The organism is Agarivorans sp. OAG1 (assembly GCF_037076485.1).
Taxonomy (GTDB): domain Bacteria; phylum Pseudomonadota; class Gammaproteobacteria; order Enterobacterales; family Celerinatantimonadaceae; genus Agarivorans; species Agarivorans albus.
Map to the genome: position 1 here is coordinate 4442252 of NZ_AP028990.1, position 25091 is coordinate 4467342.

Below are 25091 nucleotides of genomic sequence, written 5' to 3' on the forward strand. Positions count from 1 at the left end.
TTAGGTTTGCCTATGATTCACCTTGATTGAGTTGAAGTTTTTTCGCCAGCGGCTCGATAGCTGCACCTTGAATAAACACCGAATAAAGCACCACAAAAAACACCATGTGCATCATCTCTAAAGCGCCTTCTACACCTGCTGCTGCAGGGATCAATGCAAATACAATGGGGGTAGCCCCTTTTAAGCCAATGGATGAAATGAACAAACGCTTCTTCCAAGTAGCTTGGCGAAATGGCAGATAACAAAGTTGCACTGCAAGAGGGCGGGCCACCAACATCAAAATAGCGCTTGGGACAATAGCCACCCACAATACATCTAGTAATTGTTGCGGGAATATTTGCAGCCCCAGAATAATAAACATCACTGCTTGGGCTAACCACGATAAGCTATTAAAAAAGTGTTTATTCACCTCTTTACCACGCTTCAAGCCATTACCAATTACCACACCGCTCACGTAACAAGCTATTAGCACGTTACCGCCAGCTAACTCACTGCCATAAGTGGCTAAGATAAAACAGGCCAATACAAACACTGGAATTAAGCCATATTCTTGCAAGCTAATTTTACTTAGCGCCAGCACACATACCTTGCCCACAATAAAGCCTATCGCCAATCCACCAATGATTTGAATCGCCAAAGTTTGGCTAATCTCCATAGCCGATACGCCGCTGTCAGGTGACAAAGACAAAGCGGTAAGTATCACCACCATAATTAGCGCCACCGGGTCATTAGTGGCTGACTCAAACTCCAACACCGTATCGGTACTTTCTTTTAGTTTGAGCTTTTTCGATTCTAAAATTGAGAACACCGCAGCGGCATCGGTAGACGACACTACCGCAGCAAACAGTAAGCAATAAACAAAGTCGTAATCAAATATTAGGTAAAAAATAGCGGCAAAAATAAACGAGGTGAACACCACCCCCAGCGAAGACAATACCCCACCTTCTTTATAAGCAACCTTAATACTTTGCAAAGGCGTATTAATACCGCCCACAAATACAATGATGTTTAAGGCAAAAGACCCCACCAGCGAAGTAACCGCCAAATTATCGTAAACAAAATTAAATTCGCCATTACCAATGGATAAACCCACCCCCATAAAAATCAGCAGCGAAGGAATACCTAAGGTGCGTGAAGGGTGATGTAATAAGATGCCAATAGCTATAAGACTAGCAAGGCCAAGTAAAATCCACTGATAGGGCATAGCGTCTCCGAATTTTTTGCCTATTTTATCATAGCTAAGACCATGAATTATTGTTGAAAAGCGTCTTTATTTTGCTATTGAGAGTGCCACCTTGCACCGCTCTGCTATGGTTTACTTTATTGTTTACTGTTTCCAAGCGGAGCCACCATGAATAGCTTAAAAATACTACTGTGCGCCAGCCTATGTATAGCAGCCTATAGCCATGCTCACGATTCCACAATTAAGCTCAGAATCATCGAAACCACTGACATTCACGCCAACATAATGGACTTTGACTATTACAAGGATAAACCCTCCGCCAAAATAGGTTTAGTGCGTACCGCTACCCTCGTAAAACAAGCCCAAGCAGAAGTGGACAATAGCGTGCTGGTAGATAATGGCGACCTTATACAAGGCAGCCCAATGGGCGACTATATTGCTGACAGAGGGTTAACTGGCCAACAAGTTCATCCAGTTTATCAAGCAATGAACAGCCTCGATTACGATGTCGGCAATATAGGTAATCATGAGTTTAATTATGGCTTAGACTTTTTAGACAAAGCATTAGCGGGCGCTACCTTTCCCTACATCAATGCTAACGTAATCCGCAGCGACAACCAGCAAAACTACTTTAGCCCTTACCTAATAAAAGACTACAGCTTTAAAGATACAGCCGGTCAAAGCCAAAACCTCAAAATTGGCTACATTGGTTTTGTTCCCCCACAAATTATGATTTGGGATAAAGCCAATTTAGAAGGCAAGGTAAGCGCACAAGACATCAAACAAAGTGCCGAACTTTGGGTGCCAAAAATGAAGGCCGAAGGCGCCGATATTATTGTTGCCATTCCCCATTCAGGCCTATCTACCGATCCTTACAAAGTCATGGCTGAAAACTCGGTTTACTATTTATCTGAAGTCGCTGGCATTGATGCCATTGCCTTTGGTCATGCGCATACAGTGTTCCCTGGTAAAGGCTTTGATAACTTGCCAGGTGTAGATAACCAAAGCGGCACCATTAATGGGGTAGCTGCAGTAATGCCGGGGCGTTGGGGCAGCCATGTTGGCATTATCGACTTAGAGCTACAGCATACCCAAGCAGGCTGGCAGGTGACTAAAAGCCAATCCACCAACCGAGCTATCTTTGACAGCGCCAATAAAAAATCTCTGGCAAAGGCTGATTCAGCCATGGTGGCCGCTGTCGCCGAAGATCACCAAGCCACCCGTGACTTTGTCAATCAGCCTTTGGGGAAATCTAGCGACGTAATGTATAGCTTTTTAGCCTTAGTTCAGGACGACCCCACCATTCAAATTGTTAACTTAGCGCAAACCGACTACGTAAAAACCTTGATTCAAGGTGACCCCGATTTAGCCGATTTACCGGTGCTATCGGCCGCTGCGCCCTTTAAAGCGGGTGGGCGTAAAAACGACCCTAGCAACTATACCGAAGTAGAAGCCGGCGAACTCACCTTTAGAAATGCCGCCGATTTATATTTGTACCCCAATACTCTGGTGGTGTTAAAAGTTACCGGTGCTGAAGTTAAAGACTGGCTAGAATGCTCGGCTGGGCAGTTCAACCAAATAGACCCAAACCAAGCCACCCCGCAAGCGTTAATCAACTGGGACGAGTTTAGAACCTATAATTTCGATGTAATCGACGGTGTTACTTACCAAATTGACGTAAGCCAAGCCGCCCGTTTTGACGCAGACTGCAAACCACTCAACCCAGAGTCTGAACGTATCAAACAACTTCACTACGCCGGAAAAGCGATTGACCCAAGCCAAGAGTTTTTAATGGCAACAAACAACTATCGCGCCTATAGCGGCGGCTTTGCCGGCACCGGCGAAGACAAAGTGGTGATTCAAGCACCGGACGAAAACCGCAGTGTATTAGCCAACTACATTAAGCGAGTAAGCAAGGAAAAAGGGCAAATTAGCCCTAGCGCCGACAACAACTGGCGCTTTAGCCCTCTTGAATCAAAAACTAAAGCCAAGTTAAACATTTTCTTTGAAACCTCACCCAGCGACAAAGCTGCCGCGTTTATCGCCGAAAAAGCCATTTATCCGATGCAGAAGCTTTCTGCCGATGATGTTGGCTTTGCCCTTTATCAAATAGATCTTCAAAGCCAGCCTTAAATATAGATTCTGCCGTTTTACTCCGCTGCTGCCTAACCAGCAGCGGAACTGTTACTTTTAACCCCATCAGGGCTAAGCAAAATGCGATGAAAGTAAAAATTTTACTTGTTGTTCAATAATATGTGAGGAAAGTTGAGCGCCAGATTCAAAAGTATGAGATTGTAGCGACAGACGGGTTCATGGAGGACAATAATGGCAACACTGTCGTTTAAATTAAAACTACTTATTAGCATCACACTATTATTTATATGCGTGCTTACTAGCATGTTGATGTTTGGTAGCGCTTCACTTAGCGCCGAACAAGCCGCTGCTGCCACTCAGCTAAATGCAACTGAACTACAAGCTCTGTTTGCAGAAACAGCAGCAGAAGCTCGCGGCACCATGATCTTAGTGTCTGCCGTTGTGGTTATCATTGCGCTGTTTATTGTGTCGCAACTGGTGCAAGGTTTCTTAGAGCCTTTAAGCCAAATCACCCGTCGGATCGGTTACCTTGCCGGAAATGATGGCGATTTAACCATGAAGCTAGATGTGCAAAAGCACCAAGAGCTGGTAGCAATGGCAACCCAATTTAACGCCTTTACCGAAAAACTACGGGTAATGGTAAATCAGCTACAACAGCAATCAAATCAACTTACCAATGGCTCACAAACTCTGGCTAAAAATGCCGAATCAGCGGGAGAAGCAAGCCGCTTACAACGCAACGACACCGACAGCGTGGCAGCCGCAGTAAATGAAATGTCATCGACTGCTAGCGACGTAGCAGAACTGGCCAATGGCACCGCAACTAACGCTCAAGAAGCTGAGAAACAGTTAAGCCAAACTCAGCAAGAGTTCCAAAGCTCTGTTGAACAAATTCGCGACATCTCTGGCAGTATGGAAGGCATTAGCGAACGAATCACTCAGGTAGCGGGTCGTAGCCAAGACATTAACAGTATCTTGGAGACCATTCGTGGTATTGCCGAGCAAACCAACTTACTGGCATTAAACGCAGCAATTGAAGCAGCGCGTGCGGGTGAACAAGGCCGAGGCTTTGCGGTAGTAGCAGACGAAGTAAGAAACCTAGCTGGCAGAACTCAAAGCTCTACCGAAGAAATTAACCAACTGATTCAAGCACTACAAAGTGATGTAAATGCCACGGTAGACTTAATTAGCACCAGCCGAGAAAAAGTGAATACCACCGCGGTAGACACCGAAGCCAGCTACGAGCAGCTGCATAAAGTGGTAGAAAGCATTTCGGTAATTAACGATAACGCAGCCCAAGTTGCTACTGCCGCACATCAACAAAGCCATGTGAGCGAAGATATTAACCGCAATATTAATGGCATTGGCGAAGCCGCAGGCGTACAGAATAGTTTGGCTCACGATATCGAAAGTATTAGCGCTGAATTGTCACAAGTAGCGCAGGCACTTGATACTCAGCTATCAACACTTAAAGCCTAATCTGCGCTTCATCTCGTCAAAGGCTGCCATGGCAGCCTTTTTTATTTCTTTCAAAACCTAAACCACTCCAACTCACGCTTATTCCATTTATTTAAAAGCCTTAAGAACTCCGTTAACTAAGCCACAAATTCACATCTGCAGCTGAACTACACTTTACCTAGGCCTTGTTTGAAGAGGGACTGATATCATGACCATGACCTTACAGTTTCTTGGTGCAGCGGAAGAAGTTACCGGCTCCTGCCACTTGCTTACGGTAAACGATAAACAAGTGCTATTAGATTGCGGGCTGATTCAAGGCAGCAAAGCCGATGCAATGCGCAACTACCAAGCGTTCCGATTTGAGCCTTCACAGATTGACGCGGTTATTCTTAGCCACGCTCACATTGACCATTCCGGCAGAATACCGCAGTTAGTAAAATCTGGCTTTAAGGGCCCTATTTATACTCATAAAGCCTCGGCAGAACTTTGCGCCATTATGCTAAAAGACGCCGCTATGCTGCAGCAGCGTGACACCGAACGGCTTAACAAAAAACGTTTAAAAAAGGGCCTTGAGCCACTGCAAGCCTTGTTTGATGAACAAGACGTAGAGCAAACTATCCAGCAATTTAAACCGCTCAACTATGGCGAAAGCATCGAGGTACTTCCTCAACTCACCCTGCAGCTCTCCGATGCTGGACATATTCTTGGCTCGGCCATTGTTGAGTTATGGATAAGTGAAATAGGCACCCGCAAAAAAATTGTCTTTAGTGGAGATTTAGGCCGCGAAGGCATGCCTATTTTGGATGATCCTGAAATTATCAAAACCGCCGATTTAGTATTGATGGAAAGCACCTACGGCAATCGCTTGCACCGCAGCTGGCAGCAAACCATCGATGAACTGGAGCAAATATTTGCAGCAGCCATTAGTGGCAGCCAAGGGAACATTTTATTACCGGCATTTTCCGTAGGTCGAGCCCAAGAACTACTCTATTTATTTCACCTCTACGCCAAGCAATGGGACCTTTCGCGCTGGAGAATTTGTTTAGATAGCCCCATGGCTATCGAAGCCACCAAGGTATATATCAACAATTACCCGGTGATGGATGACGATTTTAAGCGTTTTACTCGGCAGCATCCGGGAGAGCATCCACTGCTATCAAATGTAGAGTTTATTCAAAGCACCGAACAATCCATGGAGCTTAACGAAATAAACCAAGGCTTAATTATTATTGCTGGTAGCGGCATGTGTAATGGCGGGCGTATTCGCTGCCACCTAGAGCACAACCTATGGCGTCCTGAATGCGATGTTATTATTTGTGGTTACCAAGCCATTAGCACACCAGGTCGCATGCTAGTAGATGGGGCCGACTATCTCACTATTCGCGGCAAACCGGTTAAAGTTGCCGCCAAGCTACACACGGTTGGGGGGCTTTCCGCTCATGCCGACCAAGCCGAATTGATCCACTGGTACCAACAATTCGATAACGTTCCTCCACTAATATTGGTGCATGGAGAACAGCAAGTACAACAAGATCTACTGGCAGCTATTCAAGCTTCTTTTGCTCAACCCGCCGCAATGCTTGCGGCCAAACAAGGTGACAAATTGGATTTAAGCGCCTTGCCAGAACTGGTTTGGCTAGGAGAGTAAAATAACCTAAGTATTTGACCACCTAAGGCTTAACTGATAGAAAAGTAACTAAATGTATTTGCTTGGTACAAGCATGAAATTATCTATTTTGTTACTGCCTTTTTTATTAACCAGCGGCTTACTGCATGCCCAAGATGCAATAAATCCAGATTCGCTAATTGGTTTGTGGGGAAGCTCTGAAGATCAAGGCCAATCCATTTGGGGTTACGACCAGTACAATGCCGACGGCACCATTAACAGCTGGGGAACCTTTCCCGACAGCATTGCTGATTTTAGAATAGATGGCCGTTACGAGATTTCTGGCGATTTGGGCACGACGATTTGTTTAACCATTAGCCGAACATCCCACCCCGAAATATTGCCAGTTGGTACACAATGGTGTGACCAAATCATTTCGATTAGTGAAGATGAATTTGTGTACCAAGATCCCGATGGCGAACAACATGTGGTTTATCGCCAAAAGGTAGGCGAGGCATATTATTAATATCGAGCTGACTAAGTTAAGCGCTAAACGATATAGCCGTACACCGTAGCAAAATGGCAAGCACAACCTGCAACGACAAAAACATGCCAGATAGCATGGGTGTAAGGTTTGTGTTTGGCCACATAAAACAGCGCGCCCACGCTAAACAATACTCCTCCGGCAGCTAATAGCCACAAACCTTCGCCCGCAATATGCTGATACATGGGATAAGCTAACGCCAAAGACAACCACCCCATCGCCAAATAAGTACTCAGTGATACTTTGGGGAAACGGGTACCAGTGAGCAACTTAAAGCCCACGCCAAAAGCCGCTAGCGTCCAAATTACAATCATCGAAATGAGCGATAACCAACCGTCAAAAGACACCAGCAATATTGGTGTATAAGTGCCGGCTATTAACAGATAAATCGCAGAGTGATCAAACAGTTTTAAGCCAGCCTTCCAGGCGCTATGGCTAACCGCATGGTAAAGAGAAGAGGCCAAAAACAACAAGACTAAAGACCCGCCATAAATACTTACAGCAACCACTTCAGTTAGGCCTTCGGCTTTGCTCAGTAACATAAACAAACCCACCACAGAGATAAGCAAACCAATGAGGTGAGAAACTACATTCAGTAATTCTTCTTTCGCGCTGTAGTGCTTTGCAGCCTGCATGTTGTTACCTAAATTTAACAAGTCGCCGACCAGCTTATTATTTCAGCGTACACTTGTACACTGAAAAATTGTAATGCTTTTATTACAAGCTGGTTCACTTTAACCAAAGCAGCGCTTTTAAGGCTTAAACTCACTTTGTTAAGCCTCAGAAAGGCTTCCACTTTTAGTGTTTTACTTTCCATTTACATGCAAAGACCAAGCGCAGCCAGTTTTTGTTTCAAGCAAGCAGCATTAATCCGCGCGTCGCAAGTTCATCACCTATAATCAAATAGCCGTGCAAGTCTTACTTATTTCTTTTTGGATTAAGCAAACAAGGATCGTCAATGAGCAAACAGTTACCTCTTGCCTTAGCAAAATCGCTTGCCTTAAGTGAAGATCTTGACCAGCTTCAATTTCATCACTTACTAGAAAACATTAGCCAAGATCCACAACTAAAGCAGTTTGCTCCAGACGGCGTTTGCCAAATTGATCCACGCAACGGTAACTTAGTGATTTATAACTCTGCCCGCGCTAAAAGGGTTCACACTACAGCGCAACCTACTGCAGTTAAAGAAGATGAGCACTGCCCTATTTGTGAAGGGAAAAGCGCCGATATTCTCGATATAACCGAGCACAGCGAGGGATTTACTTTTATCAACAAAAACCTCTACCCCATTTTTCACCCTATCGAAGATATTCCTTTAGAAAACGCCGATTACTTCCTCCACCAAGACCCAGAACACCAAGGCCGTGCATCCTATGGTTTTCATCTATTGCAGTGGACTTCTTCGCTACACGATAAAGATTGGCATAACCTACCGTTTTCCGATGCGCTGATTAGCTTTCAGCGTTTAGCAAACCTAGAAAAGAATCTGTTATGCCAACCCACCGACTTTATGGCGCGCTCTGAAACCAAAGTGAATCAAGACGTAGTAAGTGGCTATGTGTCTATTATCAAAAACTTTGGCGCTACAGCTGGTGCTTCTTTAGTACATGGCCACCAGCAAATTGCCTATAGCAATATTTTGCCGCAGCACTTTTTCAATAACTTGCGCTTTAGAAAACGCCACAACAAATCCTTTAGCCGCTACATGTTAGAAGAGAACCCCAGCGAGTTATTGGTAAAAGACTATGGCGAATTGCAGCTAATCGTACCGTATTTTATGAAGCGACCTTTAGACATGCTGCTAATCGTAAAAGACAGCGACAAACGCTACTTGCATCAGCTCAACAGCATAGAGCAGCAGCAATTGGTGGAAGGGATGCAGCAAGCCATACAAGCTATTCTGCACCTCATGGAACAAATGGGCATTCCGCCTGCCTACAATATGATCATCAACAATGGGCCGGGTTGTGGGTTGTATCTTGAGTTTTTACCTAAAACTCAAATGATGGGTGGTTATGAGCAAATAGGCTTGTTTGTTTGCCAAGCAAATGCAGCCGACTCGGCTGAGTTGTTGCGTCAGCACATTTGCCCACCTAAAGATAAGTAGCAAAATTTTTCACTGTATAAATACTAATGCAGTGCTCAACAATACAGCCCTAACATCAAGAAAAAATCATATAGATCAAGGCAATGACATTTTTTTAAATATTATAATAATCTTTAGTTTAAGCGCATTGTTAGTGTAATATTCTTCCCGCAAAATCTGCATTGGTGGGCGTTTACCGTCCATATTTTGAGTTAACTAGACCAATTGCAGTAGCGAGAACAGAATGGAAACATCTCACCCAACCACCATTAGAGTGGGTAAAAATGACTATGACTTCAATATTATTTCAGTAACCAAAACCTATGGTGGTTCTAAACACTTTAGTGATGGAATCAACATATATTTAGAAGACAACAATGGCAAAGTGGAAACAATGGGCGTCGATTTTAAGCCTGATATTCCACCAACCACTCAGCATATTTCAACCCTGTGGGGCGAAGACAAAAAAACCAAGAAAACTTTTCGTTTTGGCTACTTCCTTCACTCCAATGATTTCTTGGGTTATACCACGCAATTAAACCTTCTTACGGCAGCCAAACGCATTATTCCGCTACAAGGCTTTGCCGCAAAATTAGAAAAATGGAGCCCGCTAATTACTGGCTTTTTGGCACTACTGTTTGCTTGGTGTGCATTCTGGGCGGGTTCGGGTATCAGTCGCTATGGGATCGCGTCATTCTTTCAATCAATGCCTTATATATTGCTCGACACTCCTCACTTAATTGCCAATTTTGCAGATGCAGCACGCTATAACAACGTAAGTTATGGCTGGGCGTTTATGGGCGCTATTGTCGGCTTTATTCTCAGCAAACTATTTGTTGGCATTCCTCTGGGTCGCTTACGCAATAAGATGCGCTTAGCTTTTGGCCAGACCATAAGACAACAGTTAACCACTGCCTTTGCCAATACCACCCAAGCGGCACCGTCCCCTATTTCTGGCTCTTCAAGTGCAGAACCTAAAACCGACGCCGACGGCTACCAAACTCTTATTTAAACCAAGATATCGTTTAAGGAACTAACATGTCTTTTGAACATGGCTCACTCGACTTAGGGATCCGCAATCCCTTCCGCTTTGAAGGCACGCTGCGTGCCATTCGAGGCGGCATCACAGCGCTGCTAGGTTTACTCTCTTTATTAAACGTAGCAAGTGCAGTACAAACCCACCCAATTACTGGGTGGACCTTCGCCATCATCGGCTTTGTGTTAATGGCCAACGGCCTATGGACACTAGGGCGTGGCTTAATGCAGGTAATGCGTTTTTACGTGGGACGCTCAGCGCCTACTTCACTGTCTTATAACCATGCTACCTCTGAGCAAGACAGTGCTAAGCGTGAACAACGCGATGTAGCCTACGACCAACAACAAATTGAATCGATGTTGGTGGGCAGTAAAAACTACACCTTTAAAGAACCCGTGGGTTTAGTAGCCAGAATGCTGCACACCCTATTCCCCAAAATCACTTTTGTGCCTTACCCAATTCAAAACTTGGCGCAGCGCATTGTTGGAGCACTAGTACAAACCTTAGTGGCGCTATTTGCTTTTGCCATTTTAAGCTTTGTAACGTCGGTGGGTTTAGCTGGCGATAAAGCTACTATTTTAATGCCATTTTTTGCCTTTACCTTACTCTGCTACGTAGCCTTAGTATGGTTTAAAGCTGGCCGCCCACTTAACCGCAGCTTAGGTCGTGGTATCGAAACCGTAAGCGCTTTTGGCTTTGTTAAAATGGTGGCGGTGTGTGTAAGTGTGCCAGTACTGGTTAACATGCTTCTAGGCAAACTCTTTGCTTACGAGCTAGGCCAGTACCAAGATGTTATTGCCGCTCAACTACGTGGTTTAGAGATAGAAGCAGAGCTAAGCGAAGGCATGACTTGGGCAACCCAAATGCTAGATCTGGCCTACAACAGCTATAGCAACTCTACCTGGTTAGGCTTAATTTTTGTCTTCTCTGTAATTAGCTGTGCCTTGGTATTGGGTTTAACCGCCTTGCGTGCCAAACAAGCTAACCCAACGACCGAGATCACCGACAAACTGCCTCGAACCAGCGAAGTAGGTGCTCGCCCAATGGATATATTCAACGAGTTTACCCACCAAGTGATGGAGCGTCGTCGCTACAAAAAGGTGCCAAACCGTGTTTATAAACCTTTGAGTGCTCGCCAAAATCCTAACAATGGCGAATTTGATGGTGAACTGATTCAAGAAACTCAGCCAAAAACTGTTGAGAAAAATGACGAGCCAGTAAGCAAAAAAATGCGTATTGCTTCAACCAGTTTGGCTCAGGCTTTACTGCTAATCGCCAGCTTATTGGTGTTTTACGCACTCACTCCGCTAACCACTTATACCAGCTTCTTCGACGGTGTAGTGTTTGAGCTACTGGATGATGAAACCGGACCAGCATTTGTTCAAACTACCATTGAAAGCTTCTTTACCATTCTTACCTTATTAGTTGCTGCCACTATTTGTGCCATTTTTGGCCGTTTGCTGAGCAACCTAAGCCATCCGTTTTGGAGCGAAATTCAGTTTGAATCAAGCTTGGTTTACTTCAAGTGTAAAGGCACGGTAAAAGAAGATACGCGCACCTTTGGTAAAGGGTATAACGACAGCACTAGCCTAGAAACCAGCGTGTTCACTTCAACCATTCAGCCACGTTTGTTTGTTACGCGAGTCATTAGCTCTACCTTTGCTGGCATTGGTAGCACTAACTTAATGTTCCCTCGCCATATTATGACCATGCATGGTGACGAGAACTTAGCCGACGAACTTCATCACGAACTAATGCACAGCATTGGTAACCGCGCAGGCACCGCTGCTATGAACGACGAGCAGCGTAAAGTAGTAGATGAATACAATAGCTCTAACCTGCAAATGAAAGCTGAATCGGCCCCAGAGCGCTTAGCCAACCGCAGCAGCGAACTAAGCCTAGACGCGCCCAAAGCTCAAGCCGCGCTAGCGCAAAAAGAAGACCATGAGGCAGAAACTAGCTTAGAAAATTAAGTTTATTTTGCTAAACCTAAAAGGCCGCTTTGTTTAAAGCGGCTTTTTTTGTATCTCAATAATACCAAGAGCTTTATCAACAAACCCATTAATAGCACTTAACAGGCTAATCTTCATCTTGAAAGCTTGAGTTAACGGCTAAGGTTGCGGCAAAATTGCTAACAGCATTTCATAACACCGCAGTAACAAACATTGAACACTAATAGCCAAAACCTGCAAACCCAATTTGAACGCCTTAAACGTAACAAGCTGTTTGAGTTGTTTGTAATTTCGGTGATCTTAATTTCAGCCTTACTTATTGGCGCAAAAACCTACTCGCTGCCACCTAAAGTTATTACTGCCACCATCATACTCGACTACCTCATCACCCTGTTTTTTGTGGTCGAAATTAGCATTCGCTTTATTGCCGAACCCAATAAAAAGCACTTCTTTAATAACTTCTGGAATGTCTTCGATACCCTAATTGTATTGGTAAGCCTAGTCCCTATCGAAAACTCTGAACTAGCTATAGTTGGTCGCCTAATTCGGGTATTTAGGGTACTGCGAATGGTGTCTATTATTCCCGAGCTGCGTATCTTGCTTACCTCGCTGGTTAAAGCCCTGCCGCAGCTGGGTTACGTAATGCTGTTAATGTTCATCATCTTCTACATTTACGCCGCCATTGGCAGCACCTTATTCGAAACCATTAACCCAACACTGTGGGGCGACATTGCCATTTCTATGCTCACCTTGTTCCGGGTGATGACCTTCGAAGACTGGACCGACGTAATGTACGAAACCATGCAGGTATACAGCCTAAGTTGGATTTACTTCCTTAGCTTTATCTTCCTGTCGGCGTTTGCCTTTCTTAACATGGTGATTGGCATTGTGGTAAATGTGATGGAACAAGAACACGCTAAAGTACGTGAAGAAAAAAGCCTCGCCGAAGGTACCAACGAGCCGAGTCTGCGAGAACTACAGCAAGAGCTAAGCGAAATAAAAGCGCTGCTTAAGCAGCAAAAATAGTGGCTTAACAAAAAAGCTTAAGGGCAGATAAGCCCTTAAGCTTTTTTGTTCCAAGCAGTAAAAGCGAACAAACATCAAACAAAACCTTGCTCCAAACCCAATGATAGTTAATGATAACTATTCGCAACAAGTGTTTGGACATTACCATGAAACATCACTCTTCAACATCACCAAGGATCCAGTTAAGCCTCTCGGTAGATAAGCTACAACAACTGCTTGCTCAGGGAGCCATTTGCATCAATGACTTGGCCGATATACAGCCAGAAGCCAAGCGCGTGCTATGGAAGCTTTGCCTGCAAAACTGCAAATCCGGCGCCTGTGAGCGGCGAGCAAAAGCGGTGAATGATGAAGAAAGGCTAAAGGTTAAGAATTTGGACTAGTTCAAACAACAAGCTATAAGACGATAATCAGTTAGCGTTAATTAACGTGTCAATACCCCGAAATGTCTTTCAACATTCTGGACTAGAGGAATTATTGAACCATTTTTATAGAACCAGAATAACTAGCTTTACCGGTTAGGCAGCCGCGCTAACTCATTGATTATATAATCCATTGCTGCATTGCGTGGTTTTGCCGTCAACCAACTAATCTCCGTTGACCATCGATTGGGTTTTTCTGATGCTGTAGGAGACACATACATTTCGTCAAGCTCTGCCATTTCAATATCTTGTTTACAGATAAACTCTGGCAGCATCGCCCATGCCGCTGTATGTTTTAGCAGTTCTTTAGTATTACGGAGGTTATTGCTGTAAATAGTCCGCGAGCTAAGGTTGTGAGTATCTTCGTGAGCAATCTGTTTCATAAACAAGGCTGATACCTGCAACATACCTCGCACCTCCTCCAGAGGCACAAACTTCTCCCTACAGTTTAGCTCTGGAGAAGCAACAAAAACCACGTTAAAAGAATAACCATCAGCCAATGTAAGTTCGTGGCTTCCTCGAAATAAAGCAACCCCAAAACCAATATCAGCCTGTTCATTCAATACATGACTGCGAACTTGCATTGGATCCACTGCGATAATGTTGATTTCAATCGCCGGGAACTTGGCGATCATTTTTGCGCAAATATCAGCAATATCCGCCCCCATAAGATCGTTGTCTACAGCAACAGTAAATGTTGATGGCAAGCCCTCTAACAAACTATTGGCTTTAACATCAAGCAAATCACACTCTCTAATAACGGATTGAGCGTAGCGATAAATCTCTTTTCCATGAGGAGTTATTTCTAAGGAGCGAGGCTTACGAACGAATAGCTCCATAGCTAACTCAGCTTCTAGGTTCGCTATCAGCCCGCTAACCGTTGAGGTGTGTTTACCTAACTTTATGCTGGCTTGCTTAAAACTTCCCCTATCTACCGTTTCCACAAAAGCACTAAGTTGTTCAAAGGTCATAGCCATCGATTTAGTTCCCCAAATAACATCAGTAAACCACCAATATAGCAATAGAGAGGGAAAACACCATTCTTGGCGCAGTTAAGGTTCTAATCTAATGAGCACATAATGCACTCATCAACTGGCAAGACTGCAAAGAAAACACTTTGAAGCGATGCCTAATATCTACCACTCGAATGAGTAACTTATAGTAGGAAGAACATTATGAAAAACTTCAAACTTAATAAACTAGCAGTAGCAGCAATCGCCGCAGCATCACTTGCTTCAGTTGTAACTACAGCAAATGCATGCTCACGCCTTATCATGGACGGTGGTGATACTCACGGTGTAACTGTCGCCCGTTCATTTGACTGGGGCGGTTCAGAGCTGCAATCTATCGTTAAAGCGCATCCTGCAGGCACTGCTGTTAAAGCTTACGATGTGCCTGAATACAAAAATGCAGCATCATGGACTGTAAAGCACCACACCGTAGATTATGTGGAAGTAGAAACTTTCCACGGTACTTCAGGTGAAGCTATCAATGACAAAGGTCTATCTGCTTCGCTTCTTTATCAAAACCCATCGGTTAAGTTTGTAAAAGATGCCGCAGATAACGGCGCACCAGCGATACACATGTCGCAAATCGTCAACTATCTGGTGACTCAGTTCGCTACTGTAGAAGAAGCGGTTAACGCATTCGAAGCTAATGAGTTCCAAACAGCTTGGAAAACCGGTATTGGCGGTCACCAGCACGGTTTCCACTTCTCTGTTCAAGACAAGTCTGGCGATATCGCGTTATTCCAATTGAATGAAGGCGGTAAGATGATTATTCACCGTGGTGACATCAACAGCGATCTACGTGTAATGGCTAACATGCCACTGCGCCAAGACATTCTTGCGCACGCTGAAAAGTTCGACCTAAACAAAGCTGAAGAACTGCCAAGCGATATCAGCTCTGCATCTCGCTACCTGCGTGGTTACCACGTAACAGCTAATGCCAAGCTGGACCCTAAAGCGGACTGGGTTGATACGCGCGGCAAAATGAAAGGGTTCTTTGACTTCGGTAACAAGGTGCCTCAAGACCTAATCGACCCAACTAACGCTGAGTCTTATGCGACCTGGGAAACGTTTATCTACAACCTAGAAACCGGAGACACCACCTACTACAACGAAGGTAACGGTTCGCAACTGAACATCAGCTTTGCTGAAACCAAAACGTTTACTAAACAGATGTGTGCTGACATGTTCCAACAGGCTCGCGCAGGTGAAACAATAACGTGGGGTGAATGTCAGTAATTAGAAAAAATATTTGCTCAAAAAAAAGCCGCTCTTGTGAGCGGCTATATCATTAACGCGAGTTAAGATCTAAACACTCATCCAACGTTTTACATCGGCTTCATCTACTTCGTCTTTGCTGCCCTGCAATACCACATTGCCGCGATCTAGTACGGTGTAGTTGTCGGCAAGCGCTACAGCAAAATCAAAATATTGCTCTACTAATACAATCGCCATTTCGCCGCGATCGCGCAGTAGTGCCAATACCTTTTGGATGTCTTTAATAATGGAGGGCTGAATCCCTTCGGTAGGCTCGTCTAGCATTAATAATTTAGGGCGCATGATTAAAGCACGCGCTATCGCTAATTGTTGCTGCTGACCACCCGATAAATCGCCGCCGCGGCGCGCCAGCATTTGCTTTAGCACCGGGAACAAACGAAAGATTTCGTCGGGAATAAAACGCTCCGATTTAGGCAATACCGAAAACCCAGTTTTAAGATTCTCCAGCACCGTTAGTTGACCAAATATCTCGCGCCCTTGCGGTACAATCGCAATGCCTTGTTTAGCACGTTGCGCTGCAGACATTTTGCTAATGTCTTTACCGTTAAACATAATGCTGCCGGCGCTAATGTTTTGCTGACCCGCTAGCGCTTTTAGCAGCGTGGTTTTACCCACACCGTTACGCCCGAGTACACAGCTTATTTTGCCCGGCTCGGCACTTAGGCCTACATTGTAAAGCGCTTGGCTAGCCCCGTAATGACTATCTACTTTAGAAAGTTCTAACATTCCGTCGCCTCCTAGCGCCCTAAGTAAACTTCGATGACTTGCTGATTTTGCTGCACTTGCTCAAGGGTGCCTTGGGCCAATACCGAACCTTCGTGCAATACCGTTACTGGGCAATCTAGCGCTTTTACAAAATCCATGTCGTGCTCTACCACCACTAAAGAGTGCTTTTTAGCTAGCTCTTTAAATAGCTCGGCGGTGAGGGCGGTTTCTTCGTCGGTCATACCGGCGGCGGGTTCATCAATGAGCAATAACTGTGGCTCTTGCATAATTAACATGCCAATCTCTAGCCACTGTTTTTGACCATGCGACAATGAGCCAGCTAACCATTCTTGCTTATCTGCTAAACGAATCAGCGCCAAGGTGTCGCCAATTTGCTTGTTGTCGCTAGAGGACAATTTATGCATCAAAGATTCAAACACACCACGGCGTCCGGCCAAGGCTAATTCGAGGTTTTCGAATACCGTTAGGTTTTCGATTACCGAGGGTTTTTGAAACTTACGGCCAATGCCAATGTTGGCAATTTCGGCTTCGTCGTGCTGAGTTAAATCGATATCGTTATTAAAAAATACCGTGCCTTCATCGGGGCGAAGCTTGCCAGTAATTACGTCCATCATGGTGGTTTTACCGGCACCATTGGGGCCAATAATCGCACGCATTTGCCCAGGCTCTAAAATTAACGACAAACTATTTAGGGCTTTAAAACCATCGAAGCTTTTGGTTACACCATCTACATACAAGATGGTGTCTTGAGGAATATGTACACTACGCATTTACTGCACCCTCCGCTGGATCGGCTTTATCGGCTTTTTTCTCGGTTGCTGGAGTTGGCTCAGTAACAGCAGCAGGGCTTACCTTAGTTGCTGCTCTTTCTTGCAACTTAGCTTTGATACTGCCATACAAACCCACCACGCCTTTTGGTAGCCACAAAGTCGTTACCACAAACAAAGCGCCTAAGAAGAACAACCAAAGCTCTGGGAATGCACCGGTAAACCAAGATTTACCAAAGTTAACCAGCAGCGCACCAAATACCGCACCAAACAGAGTGCCTCGGCCACCAACGGCTACCCAAACAATACTTTCGATGGAGTTAAGCGGCGCAAATTCGCCAGGGTTAATAATGCCCACTTGCGGCACATACAAAGCACCAGCTACGCCAGCCAACATGGCCGAAACCACAAACACAAACAGCTTAAAGCGCTCTACGCGGTAACCGATAAAACGGGTACGGCTTTCGCTGTCGCGCACGGCAATTAATACGCGGCCAAGTTTTGAGTTCACAATCCAGCGACACAATACATAAGCGCCTGCCAAGGCCAGTGCACTTAAGGCAAACAACACCGCACGGGTCGAGTCTGCTTGCAAGCTAAAGCCTAGAATGTCTTTAAAATCGGTTAAGCCGTTGTTACCACCAAAACCCATGTCGTTACGGAAAAACGCCAACATCAGCGCATAAGTAAGGGCTTGGGTAATAATCGACAAGTACACACCGGTGACTCGTGAGCGGAAGGCTAAGTAACCAAAGATAAAGGCCAAAATGCCCGGTGCCAAAAACACCATCAACATGGCAAAGGGGAACATATCAAAACCCAGCCAATACCAAGGTAATTCCGACCAATCGAGGAATACCATAAAGTCTGGCAATTCTGGGTTAGCGTATACACCGCGGTCGCCAATTTGGCGCATTAAGTACATGCCCATGGCATAGCCGCCCAGTGCAAAAAAAGCACCGTGACCCAGACTTAAAATACCGCAATAACCCCACACCAAATCAACGGCAATCGCCAATAGCGCGTAACACAGATATTTGCCTAACAAGGTTACCCAGTACGAGCTTAAATGCATTGGATTTTCTGGGCTTAATGCCAAGCTCATTATCGGCACTAAAATCGCTGACAATAACAAAGCCAGCAACATGGCGTTGCCCACTTTGTCTTTTACTAAAAATCGAACTAATACAGACTTAGGCATGCTTTAGTCCTCCACCGTACGACCTTTCAAGGCAAACAAGCCTCGAGGACGTTTTTGAATAAATAGAATGATGAACACTAGAACCAAGATTTTGGCTAATACGGCACCGGCAAACGGTTCCATTAGCTTGTTAGCCACACCTAAAGTAAGTGCGCCAATCACGGTGCCAAATAGGTTACCCACGCCGCCAAATACCACCACCATGAAGGAATCGATAATGTAGTTTTGGCCCAAGTTTGGTCCCACGTTGGTTAACTGACTTAAAGCCACACCGGCAATACCGGCAATGCCAGAGCCTAAACCAAAGGTCATGGCGTCTACCCAGCTTGAACGAATACCCATAGAGTTAGCCATTGGGCGATTCTGAGTTACCGCACGCATTTGCAAACCAAAGAAGGTTTTACGCAAAATGGTCCACAGTAGTGCCACTACCATAAAGCTGAAGATGATGATGTAGAGACGGTTGTAAGTAAGAGACAATACGCCGTTAATCTCTAGCGAGCCGCTCATCCATTGAGGCGTAATTACCGCTTGGTTTAGCGGACCAAAAATACTGCGAACCGCCTGCTGTAAAATAAGGCTTAAACCAAAAGTGGCTAATAGTGTTTCTAGCGGGCGACCGTATAAGAAACGAATCACACCACGCTCAATTAATACCCCCACTAAACCAGACACTAAAAAGGCGGCAGGAATTGCCACCAGCAACGACCATTCAATATTATTTGGCATTAATTGCTGCACCACATAGGTGGTGTAAGCACCCAGCATGATCATTTCGCCGTGGGCCATGTTAATCACGCCCATCACACCAAAGGTAATCGCAAGGCCTACCGCTGCCAACAACAGTACCGCACCTAAGCTCAAACCAAAGTAGATGTTCTCGGCCACGCTGTTTATTTGTAACAGCTGGTCATTGGTTGCAATGGCTTTATCAATGGCGGCTAATACTTGAGGCTCTTGCTCGCTAGCTTGCTGTTTAACTAATACGTTACGAGAGGCCGGGTCTAGTTGGCCAGCCAGTAGCTCGGCCGCAGCCAAACGCTCAGGAGTTTCGCCAAATTGCAGATTAATAATCGCCTGCATTTCTTTAAGTTTGGCAATTACCTTTTCATCTTGCTCGGCAACTAGACGTTGCTCGATAAGCGGCGTGTGAGATTGGTCAGCGGTATTCATTAATGAACGAATCGCGGCAATTCGAGCGCTAGACTCATCGGCGTTTAAACCAATTAGTGCTAAACCACTACGCAGCTGACGACGGATTTTGTTGTTAACCGAGATTTTCTTAATAAGATATTTTTTAACGCTACCTAAATCGGCGCCATCAACTACAGAACTTAAGTTATAAAGGCTGCCTTCTTTTACCGCTACTACCACTTTTTTATCTGATTTTTGGTAGTACAAATTGGCGCTTAATAAACTTTCGAAGATCAAACTGTTACGCTTGTCTCCGCTAGCAATTAGCTGTTCAATAGCTTGTTGTTTTTGACTATTTTTTTTTGCAGTTAAGGCCTGCACTGCCTGCTCCCAATCACTTGCAGCAGCTGGTAATACCCAAAGCATGAGTAAAACACCGGCCAACAAGCGTGCGAAGCGAGATATGTATATGCTCAAAACAATCCCTACTCTTGATTGATTCAATACAAAAAAGGCGCTACCGATATTACTCAGCCGCGCCTTTTAAAAAGTGCCCGTAGGCACTTAGCTGTTTACGCGTACCTAGGTTCTATTTGTCTTTTGGGCTGTTGAGCTCAAAAGCGCAACAGTTCCTTAGTAGTTTTGACCAGAACATTGGCCAGTTTTGATGTTGAAGTTGCCACACTTAATTGGGGCAGTCCAATCAGCAACAATAGTCGCAGATTCAGTTAGGTGGTCTGTCCAAGCATCACCAATTACGCCACCAGCAGTTTGCCATACAGTGTCGAATTGACCGTCAGCTTGAATCTCACCAATAAGCACTGGCTTAGTTAAGTGGTGGTTAGTGTTCATTACTGCGTAACCGCCAGTTAAGTTAGGAACAGTGATACCGTACATTGCGTCACGCACTGGGTCGGTGTCTGTAGTACCCGCTTTTTCAACTGCTTCAGCCCACATTTGGAAACCAATGTAAGTTGCTTCCATTGGGTCGTTAGTTACACGCTTGTCGTCGCCAGTGTAGGCTTTCCAAGCTGCAATAAACTCTTCGTTAGCTTCGCTGTCTGCGCTTTGGAAGTAGTTCCAAGCTGCTAAGTGACCCACTAGAGGAGCAGTATCAAAACCAGATAGCTCTTCTTCACCTACAGAGAAAGCAACTACTGGAATGTCTTCAGCCGAAATACCTTGGTTAGCTAGCTCTTTGTAGAAAGGAACGTTTGCGTCACCGTTAATGGTAGAAACAACCGCTGTTTTCTTACCTGCACCACCAAATTTCTTCACATCAGAAACGATAGTTTGCCAATCAGAGTGACCAAATGGCGTGTAGTTAATCATGATGTCGGCTTCAGCTACGCCTTTAGACTTAAGGTAAGCTTCTAAGATTTTGTTAGTGGTACGTGGGTATACGTAGTCGGTTCCGGCTAGTACCCAACGTTCTACACCTTCTTCTTCCATTAGGTAATCAACCGCTGGAATCGCTTGCTGGTTTGGCGCAGCGCCAGTGTAGAATACGTTTTTAGAGCTTTCTTCACCTTCGTACTGAACTGGGTAGAAAAGCATACCGTTTAGCTCTTCAATTACAGGAAGTACTGATTTACGAGATACCGAAGTCCAACAACCGAAGATAACGTCTACTTGCTCTTTATCTAGTAGCTCACGTGCTTTCTCGGCAAATAAAGGCCAGTTAGATGCTGGGTCAACCACTACAGGTTCTAGCTTCTTACCTAATAAACCACCCTTTTTGTTTTGCTCTTCAATCATCATAAGCACGGTGTCTTTCAGTGTTGTTTCACTGATAGCCATGGTGCCTGATAACGAGTGCAATACGCCTACTTTAATGGTTTCTGCGGCTTGGGCTGCATTCATTGAGAAGGCAAGTGCTACACCACTTGCAACCGTTGCGATCTTCTTCCATTTGCTATGTTGTGTCATTGCTATATTTCCTATTTTTTATAGTCCTTTAGAGCATGCGGTACCTCATGCAATGCTAAGGTAGCTAGAGCATCGACTATGCCAAGTAGAAAATAACAATTAAAAACAACAACTTAATGAAATTATTTATATATCATTAGTAATTCAACGCACAAAACATGAGCGTTTGCCTCAAATAAACGCACCAAAATGATCGTACAATAAACAAACACCAAACAAACGCACCAATTTGGCCAGCGCGCACCAAAATGATCCACCCCAAGCTGCTGATTTTGCGCTATTTTGAATAGGAGCCGCTCTTAGGTTAGCTCGATAAAACTGGTTTAGTTCTTGCTCTATTAAGCAGAGGAAAATTCGCTTCCAGCCATGAAAGAAGGATAACAGTGAGTCAGCAAGAGCAAACCGCATGCAGCAATTCGCACGCCCCCGTTAAGCAAGGTTGGGTAGCCACCCTTGATTTGGGCTTTGCCCCTATTGCTAATAAAACTCGCTTAACCTTAAATCAGAGCCAAGGACCCTTGCGGGTACAACGCCCTTTTCACCCAGAACTGGCTGCACCAGATTGTTGCCACGTGTATTTATTACACCCACCCGGTGGCTTGGTGGCGGGTGATCACCTGCTGATGAATGTGGAATGTTTGGCTGGCAGTAAAGTGGTACTTACTACCCCTGCGTCAGGCAAGTTATACCGCTCTAACTTGGCGCGCCAGCAGCAACGCCAAGAGCAGCGATTTCATTTACAAGACAACAGCAGCTTAGAGTGGCTGCCGCCAGAAACCATTGTATTTAATGGCGCGCAAGGTCGCTTAGACAGTCACTTCATGTTGCAAGGTAATGCTCAACTAATCGCTTGGGAAATTACTTGTTTAGGCCGCAAAGCCAGTGACGAAGACTTTGACCACGGCGAGTTGATGCAATCCATCAAGGTGTATCGCGAACAGCGCCCATTGCTGATTGAGAATACCCGCATCGATAACGCCAATACTGCTGCTAACCCAGCAGCATTGGCTGGCAAACACGTATACGCCTGCATGCTAGCCACAGTAGATTTACTCAGCGAATTAGCCCAAAAGCAGTTATTAGAAGATTTACGCGAACAACTAGCATGTGCAGAGGTGGGCATCACATTAGTGCGCGGCCTTATCATTTTGCGCTATTTAGGGGATAACGCCGAGCAAGTAAGGCAAGAGTTTGAAGCGGCCTGGGCGCTTATTCGCCCGGTTACGCTTGGTCACCCAGCGGTTCGCCCCCGAATTTGGAATACTTAATTTAATACTACGAGGCAGACATGGAATTAACCCCAAGAGAGAAAGACAAGTTATTGCTGTTCACCGCCTTTTTGGTCGCCGAGCGACGTAAAAACAAAGGGCTAAAACTTAACTACCCCGAAACCGTGGCTTATCTCTCGGCCAGCATCGTAGAAGGCGCGCGCGAAGGCCGCAGTGTTGCCGAACTAATGAGCTGGGGACGCACCTTGCTAAGCCGTGACGATGTTATGGATGGCATTGCCGAAATGGTCCACGAAGTACAGGTGGAAGCCACCTTCCCCGATGGCACCAAACTGGTCACCGTGCATAACCCAATCCCTTAGGCTACTTGTAGAGGAACAGCAAATGATACCCGGAGAACTAATCATTGATGATGGTGACATTGAGCTAAACAAAGGTTTAGCCACTGTAACTGTAGATGTTGCCAACAGCGGCGATCGCCCAGTGCAAGTAGGCTCACATTACCACTTCGCCGAAACTAACCCCGCCCTGCATTTTGACCGTAAAGCCGCTTTAGGTTTTCGCCTAAATATTGCCGCCGGCACCGCCGTACGTTTTGAGCCAGGCCAAAGCCGCCGCGTAGAACTGGTTGCCCTAAGCGGCAAGCGCGAAGTATACGGCTTTAGAGGGGAAGTAATGGGCAAACTAAGTGACGAGGAACAAGCATGAGCAAAATGGATAAACGCGCCTATGCCGAAATGTTTGGCCCAACCGTGGGTGACAAAGTACGCCTTGGCGATACCGAGCTAATCATTCAAGTAGAAAAAGACTACGCCCAATACGGCAGCGAAGTGAAATTTGGTGGTGGTAAAGTAATTCGTGATGGCATGGGGCAAAGCCAAGCCAGCTGCGCCATGGTGCCAGATACCGTGATTACCAACGCCCTTATTTTGGATCACTGGGGTATTGTAAAGGCCGACATTGCACTTAAAGACGGTCGTATTCAAGCCATTGGTAAAGCCGGTAATCCCGATATTCAAGACAACATTGATATCGAGGTTGGTGCCGGTACCGAGGTAATTGCAGGTGAAGGCCAAATAGTGACTGCCGGCGGGGTCGACTCGCACATTCACTATATTTGCCCACAGCAAATTGAAGAAGCCTTAATGTCAGGCACTACCACCATGTTAGGGGGTGGCACCGGACCCGCAACCGGAACCAATGCAACTACCTGTACGCCTGGCGCCTTTCACTTAGGCAAAATGCTGCAGTCGGCAGATTGTTTCCCAATGAACCTAGGATTTTTAGGCAAGGGCAACGCCAGCTTACCGCGCCCCTTAGAAGAACAGCTTATGGCAGGCGCCATGGGCTTAAAACTGCACGAAGATTGGGGCACCACCCCCATGTCTATCGACAACTGTTTAACTGTTGCCGAAAACTACGATGTGCAAGTGGCCATTCATACCGACACCTTAAATGAATCTGGTTTTGTAGAAGATACTATCGCCGCCTTTAAAGGCCGAGTCATTCATACCTACCACACCGAAGGCGCAGGTGGCGGCCACGCACCCGATATTATTACGGCCTGTGGTTTAGATAATGTGTTGCCATCATCTACTAACCCAACTCGCCCCTACACCATTAATACCGTAGACGAGCACTTAGACATGCTAATGGTATGTCACCACCTTGATCCGGCTATTCCCGAAGACGTTGCTTTTGCTGATTCGCGGATCCGTAAAGAAACCATCGCCGCCGAAGACATCTTGCACGATTTAGGCGCATTCTCGATGATCGCCTCAGATTCGCAAGCCATGGGCCGAGTAGGCGAAGTAATTACCCGTACTTGGCAAACCGCCCACAAAATGAAAGTACAACGCGGTTTATTGCCAGAAGATAAAGAAATCGGCTGCGATAACTTCCGTGCAAAACGTTACATTGCCAAATACACCATTAACCCGGCCATAACCCATGGTATTGCCCATGAAGTGGGCTCGGTTGAAGTGGGTAAACTGGCAGATTTAGTATTATGGAAGCCTGCCTTTTTTGGCGCTAAACCCTCGTTAATTATTAAAGGCGGCGCAATTGCAGCCGCGCCAATGGGTGACCCTAATGCGTCAATCCCCACACCACAGCCGGTACATTACCGCCCAATGTTTGGCGCTTACGGCAAGGCGATGAGCGAAACCCGCGTCACCTTTGTAAGCCAAGCAGCTTTAGATGCAAAAATTGATGAAACCCTAGGCCTAACTAGCCGCCTAGTGGCGTGTAAAAATACCCGCTGCATTAAAAAGCAAGACATGGTGCACAACCACTACCAACCGCATATGGAAGTGGATTCGCAAACCTATGAAGTGCGCGCCGATGGCCAATTGCTTGAATGTGAACCCGCTGCTGAGCTACCACTCGCTCAGCGTTACTTTTTATTTTAAGGAGA

The 25091-nt window shown here is 45.5% G+C and carries 22 protein-coding genes; 14 read left to right on the forward strand and 8 right to left on the reverse strand.

What is annotated here, in order from left to right:
- Positions 1-10: 10 nt before the first annotated feature.
- Positions 11-1204: a potassium/proton antiporter gene (locus OAG1_RS20160; RefSeq protein WP_338622501.1), complete on the reverse strand. Its 1194-nt coding sequence runs from the start codon at positions 1202-1204 to the stop codon at positions 11-13.
- A gap of 147 nt (positions 1205-1351) precedes the next feature.
- On the opposite strand from OAG1_RS20160, the gene OAG1_RS20165 reads away from it, so the two are divergent.
- The 4 genes from OAG1_RS20165 (at position 1352) to OAG1_RS20180 (ending at position 6867) form a co-directional block, all read left to right on the forward strand.
- Positions 1352-3316 (forward strand): bifunctional 2',3'-cyclic-nucleotide 2'-phosphodiesterase/3'-nucleotidase, encoded by a 1965-nt coding sequence (locus tag OAG1_RS20165; RefSeq protein WP_338622502.1) that lies wholly within the window; start codon positions 1352-1354, stop codon positions 3314-3316.
- Positions 3317-3508: 192 nt separating this feature from the next.
- Positions 3509-4756, forward strand: a complete 1248-nt coding sequence (locus OAG1_RS20170; protein WP_051147653.1) for a methyl-accepting chemotaxis protein — start codon at positions 3509-3511, stop codon at positions 4754-4756.
- Positions 4757-4943: 187 nt separating this feature from the next.
- Positions 4944-6383, forward strand: coding sequence for an MBL fold metallo-hydrolase (locus OAG1_RS20175; protein WP_338622503.1), 1440 nt, complete (start codon positions 4944-4946; stop codon positions 6381-6383).
- A 73-nt stretch (positions 6384-6456) separates the two neighbouring features.
- Positions 6457-6867 (forward strand): hypothetical protein, encoded by a 411-nt coding sequence (locus tag OAG1_RS20180; RefSeq protein WP_338622504.1) that lies wholly within the window; start codon positions 6457-6459, stop codon positions 6865-6867.
- Positions 6868-6890: 23 nt separating this feature from the next.
- Here OAG1_RS20180 and OAG1_RS20185 read toward each other — a convergent pair whose 3' ends face one another.
- Positions 6891-7520 carry a hemolysin III family protein gene (locus OAG1_RS20185; protein ID WP_016403136.1) on the reverse strand — a complete coding sequence of 210 codons (630 nt, stop codon included), beginning with the start codon at positions 7518-7520 and terminating at the stop codon, positions 6891-6893.
- 323 nt (positions 7521-7843) lie between these two features.
- Here OAG1_RS20185 and OAG1_RS20190 point away from each other — a divergent pair, with 323 nt between their 5' ends.
- From OAG1_RS20190 to OAG1_RS20210, 5 genes are all read left to right on the forward strand, one after another.
- Complete coding sequence (locus OAG1_RS20190) at positions 7844-8992, forward strand: hypothetical protein (RefSeq protein WP_338622505.1); 1149 nt, start codon at positions 7844-7846, stop codon at positions 8990-8992.
- 223 nt (positions 8993-9215) lie between these two features.
- Entirely contained in the window at positions 9216-9983 is a 768-nt protein-coding gene (locus OAG1_RS20195; RefSeq protein WP_338622506.1) for a hypothetical protein, read from the forward strand.
- Positions 9984-10009: 26 nt separating this feature from the next.
- On the forward strand, positions 10010-11980 hold the full coding sequence (locus OAG1_RS20200; RefSeq protein ID WP_338622507.1) for a hypothetical protein: 1971 nt from the start codon (positions 10010-10012) through the stop codon (positions 11978-11980).
- A 192-nt stretch (positions 11981-12172) separates the two neighbouring features.
- Positions 12173-12985 carry an ion transporter gene (locus tag OAG1_RS20205; RefSeq protein ID WP_152782989.1) on the forward strand — a complete coding sequence of 271 codons (813 nt, stop codon included), beginning with the start codon at positions 12173-12175 and terminating at the stop codon, positions 12983-12985.
- 146 nt (positions 12986-13131) lie between these two features.
- Positions 13132-13365 carry a hypothetical protein gene (locus OAG1_RS20210; protein ID WP_338622508.1) on the forward strand — a complete coding sequence of 78 codons (234 nt, stop codon included), beginning with the start codon at positions 13132-13134 and terminating at the stop codon, positions 13363-13365.
- Positions 13366-13493: 128 nt separating this feature from the next.
- Here the strand turns inward: OAG1_RS20210 and OAG1_RS20215 are convergent, their stop codons facing one another.
- Positions 13494-14381: a LysR family transcriptional regulator gene (locus OAG1_RS20215; protein ID WP_338622509.1), complete on the reverse strand. Its 888-nt coding sequence runs from the start codon at positions 14379-14381 to the stop codon at positions 13494-13496.
- A gap of 198 nt (positions 14382-14579) precedes the next feature.
- Here OAG1_RS20215 and OAG1_RS20220 point away from each other — a divergent pair, with 198 nt between their 5' ends.
- Positions 14580-15650 (forward strand): linear amide C-N hydrolase, encoded by a 1071-nt coding sequence (locus OAG1_RS20220; RefSeq protein ID WP_338622510.1) that lies wholly within the window; start codon positions 14580-14582, stop codon positions 15648-15650.
- Positions 15651-15719: 69 nt separating this feature from the next.
- On the opposite strand, the gene urtE is transcribed toward OAG1_RS20220, so the two are convergent.
- From urtE to urtA, 5 genes are all read right to left on the reverse strand, one after another.
- Positions 15720-16415, reverse strand: a complete 696-nt coding sequence (gene urtE / locus OAG1_RS20225; RefSeq protein ID WP_338622511.1) for an urea ABC transporter ATP-binding subunit UrtE — start codon at positions 16413-16415, stop codon at positions 15720-15722.
- 11 nt (positions 16416-16426) lie between these two features.
- A complete protein-coding gene (urtD, locus tag OAG1_RS20230) occupies positions 16427-17185 on the reverse strand; it encodes an urea ABC transporter ATP-binding protein UrtD (protein WP_016403126.1) in 759 nt (252 codons plus the stop codon).
- Entirely contained in the window at positions 17178-18383 is a 1206-nt protein-coding gene (gene urtC / locus OAG1_RS20235; RefSeq protein ID WP_338622512.1) for an urea ABC transporter permease subunit UrtC, read from the reverse strand. Before urtC ends, urtD begins: the two co-directional genes overlap by 8 nt.
- 3 nt (positions 18384-18386) lie before the next feature.
- Positions 18387-19994 carry an urea ABC transporter permease subunit UrtB gene (urtB, locus tag OAG1_RS20240; RefSeq protein ID WP_338622513.1) on the reverse strand — a complete coding sequence of 536 codons (1608 nt, stop codon included), beginning with the start codon at positions 19992-19994 and terminating at the stop codon, positions 18387-18389.
- Between the two features lie 156 nt (positions 19995-20150).
- Positions 20151-21380: an urea ABC transporter substrate-binding protein gene (gene urtA, locus OAG1_RS20245; RefSeq protein ID WP_227981448.1), complete on the reverse strand. Its 1230-nt coding sequence runs from the start codon at positions 21378-21380 to the stop codon at positions 20151-20153.
- A 449-nt stretch (positions 21381-21829) separates the two neighbouring features.
- Here urtA and OAG1_RS20250 point away from each other — a divergent pair, with 449 nt between their 5' ends.
- The 4 genes from OAG1_RS20250 to ureC are packed head-to-tail and all read left to right on the forward strand — an operon-like array spanning position 21830 to position 25086.
- Positions 21830-22714: an urease accessory protein UreD gene (locus OAG1_RS20250; protein WP_338622514.1), complete on the forward strand. Its 885-nt coding sequence runs from the start codon at positions 21830-21832 to the stop codon at positions 22712-22714.
- A 20-nt stretch (positions 22715-22734) separates the two neighbouring features.
- On the forward strand, positions 22735-23037 hold the full coding sequence (gene ureA, locus OAG1_RS20255; RefSeq protein ID WP_016403121.1) for an urease subunit gamma: 303 nt from the start codon (positions 22735-22737) through the stop codon (positions 23035-23037).
- Positions 23038-23059: 22 nt separating this feature from the next.
- Entirely contained in the window at positions 23060-23383 is a 324-nt protein-coding gene (locus OAG1_RS20260; RefSeq protein ID WP_016403120.1) for an urease subunit beta, read from the forward strand.
- A complete protein-coding gene (ureC, locus tag OAG1_RS20265) occupies positions 23380-25086 on the forward strand; it encodes an urease subunit alpha (RefSeq protein WP_338622515.1) in 1707 nt (568 codons plus the stop codon). The genes OAG1_RS20260 and ureC overlap by 4 nt, the downstream gene beginning before the upstream one ends.
- The last annotated feature ends 5 nt before the right edge of the window (positions 25087-25091 follow it).

Bases quoted from the DNA above. Each gene is read 5' to 3' on its own strand.
- OAG1_RS20160 (WP_338622501.1), bottom strand. From the start codon at position 1,204: ATGCCCTATCAGTGGATTTTACTTGGCCTTGCTAGTCTTATAGCTATT.
- OAG1_RS20165 (WP_338622502.1), top strand. From the start codon at position 1,352: ATGAATAGCTTAAAAATACTACTGTGCGCCAGCCTATGTATAGCAGCC.
- OAG1_RS20170 (WP_051147653.1), top strand. From the start codon at position 3,509: ATGGCAACACTGTCGTTTAAATTAAAACTACTTATTAGCATCACACTA.
- OAG1_RS20175 (WP_338622503.1), top strand. From the start codon at position 4,944: ATGACCATGACCTTACAGTTTCTTGGTGCAGCGGAAGAAGTTACCGGC.
- OAG1_RS20180 (WP_338622504.1), top strand. From the start codon at position 6,457: ATGAAATTATCTATTTTGTTACTGCCTTTTTTATTAACCAGCGGCTTA.
- OAG1_RS20185 (WP_016403136.1), bottom strand. From the start codon at position 7,520: ATGCAGGCTGCAAAGCACTACAGCGCGAAAGAAGAATTACTGAATGTA.
- OAG1_RS20190 (WP_338622505.1), top strand. From the start codon at position 7,844: ATGAGCAAACAGTTACCTCTTGCCTTAGCAAAATCGCTTGCCTTAAGT.
- OAG1_RS20195 (WP_338622506.1), top strand. From the start codon at position 9,216: ATGGAAACATCTCACCCAACCACCATTAGAGTGGGTAAAAATGACTAT.
- OAG1_RS20200 (WP_338622507.1), top strand. From the start codon at position 10,010: ATGTCTTTTGAACATGGCTCACTCGACTTAGGGATCCGCAATCCCTTC.
- OAG1_RS20210 (WP_338622508.1), top strand. From the start codon at position 13,132: ATGAAACATCACTCTTCAACATCACCAAGGATCCAGTTAAGCCTCTCG.
- OAG1_RS20215 (WP_338622509.1), bottom strand. From the start codon at position 14,381: ATGGCTATGACCTTTGAACAACTTAGTGCTTTTGTGGAAACGGTAGAT.
- OAG1_RS20220 (WP_338622510.1), top strand. From the start codon at position 14,580: ATGAAAAACTTCAAACTTAATAAACTAGCAGTAGCAGCAATCGCCGCA.
- urtE (WP_338622511.1), bottom strand. From the start codon at position 16,415: ATGTTAGAACTTTCTAAAGTAGATAGTCATTACGGGGCTAGCCAAGCG.
- urtD (WP_016403126.1), bottom strand. From the start codon at position 17,185: ATGCGTAGTGTACATATTCCTCAAGACACCATCTTGTATGTAGATGGT.
- urtC (WP_338622512.1), bottom strand. From the start codon at position 18,383: ATGCCTAAGTCTGTATTAGTTCGATTTTTAGTAAAAGACAAAGTGGGC.
- urtA (WP_227981448.1), bottom strand. From the start codon at position 21,380: ATGAATGCAGCCCAAGCCGCAGAAACCATTAAAGTAGGCGTATTGCAC.
- ureA (WP_016403121.1), top strand. From the start codon at position 22,735: ATGGAATTAACCCCAAGAGAGAAAGACAAGTTATTGCTGTTCACCGCC.
- OAG1_RS20260 (WP_016403120.1), top strand. From the start codon at position 23,060: ATGATACCCGGAGAACTAATCATTGATGATGGTGACATTGAGCTAAAC.
- ureC (WP_338622515.1), top strand. From the start codon at position 23,380: ATGAGCAAAATGGATAAACGCGCCTATGCCGAAATGTTTGGCCCAACC.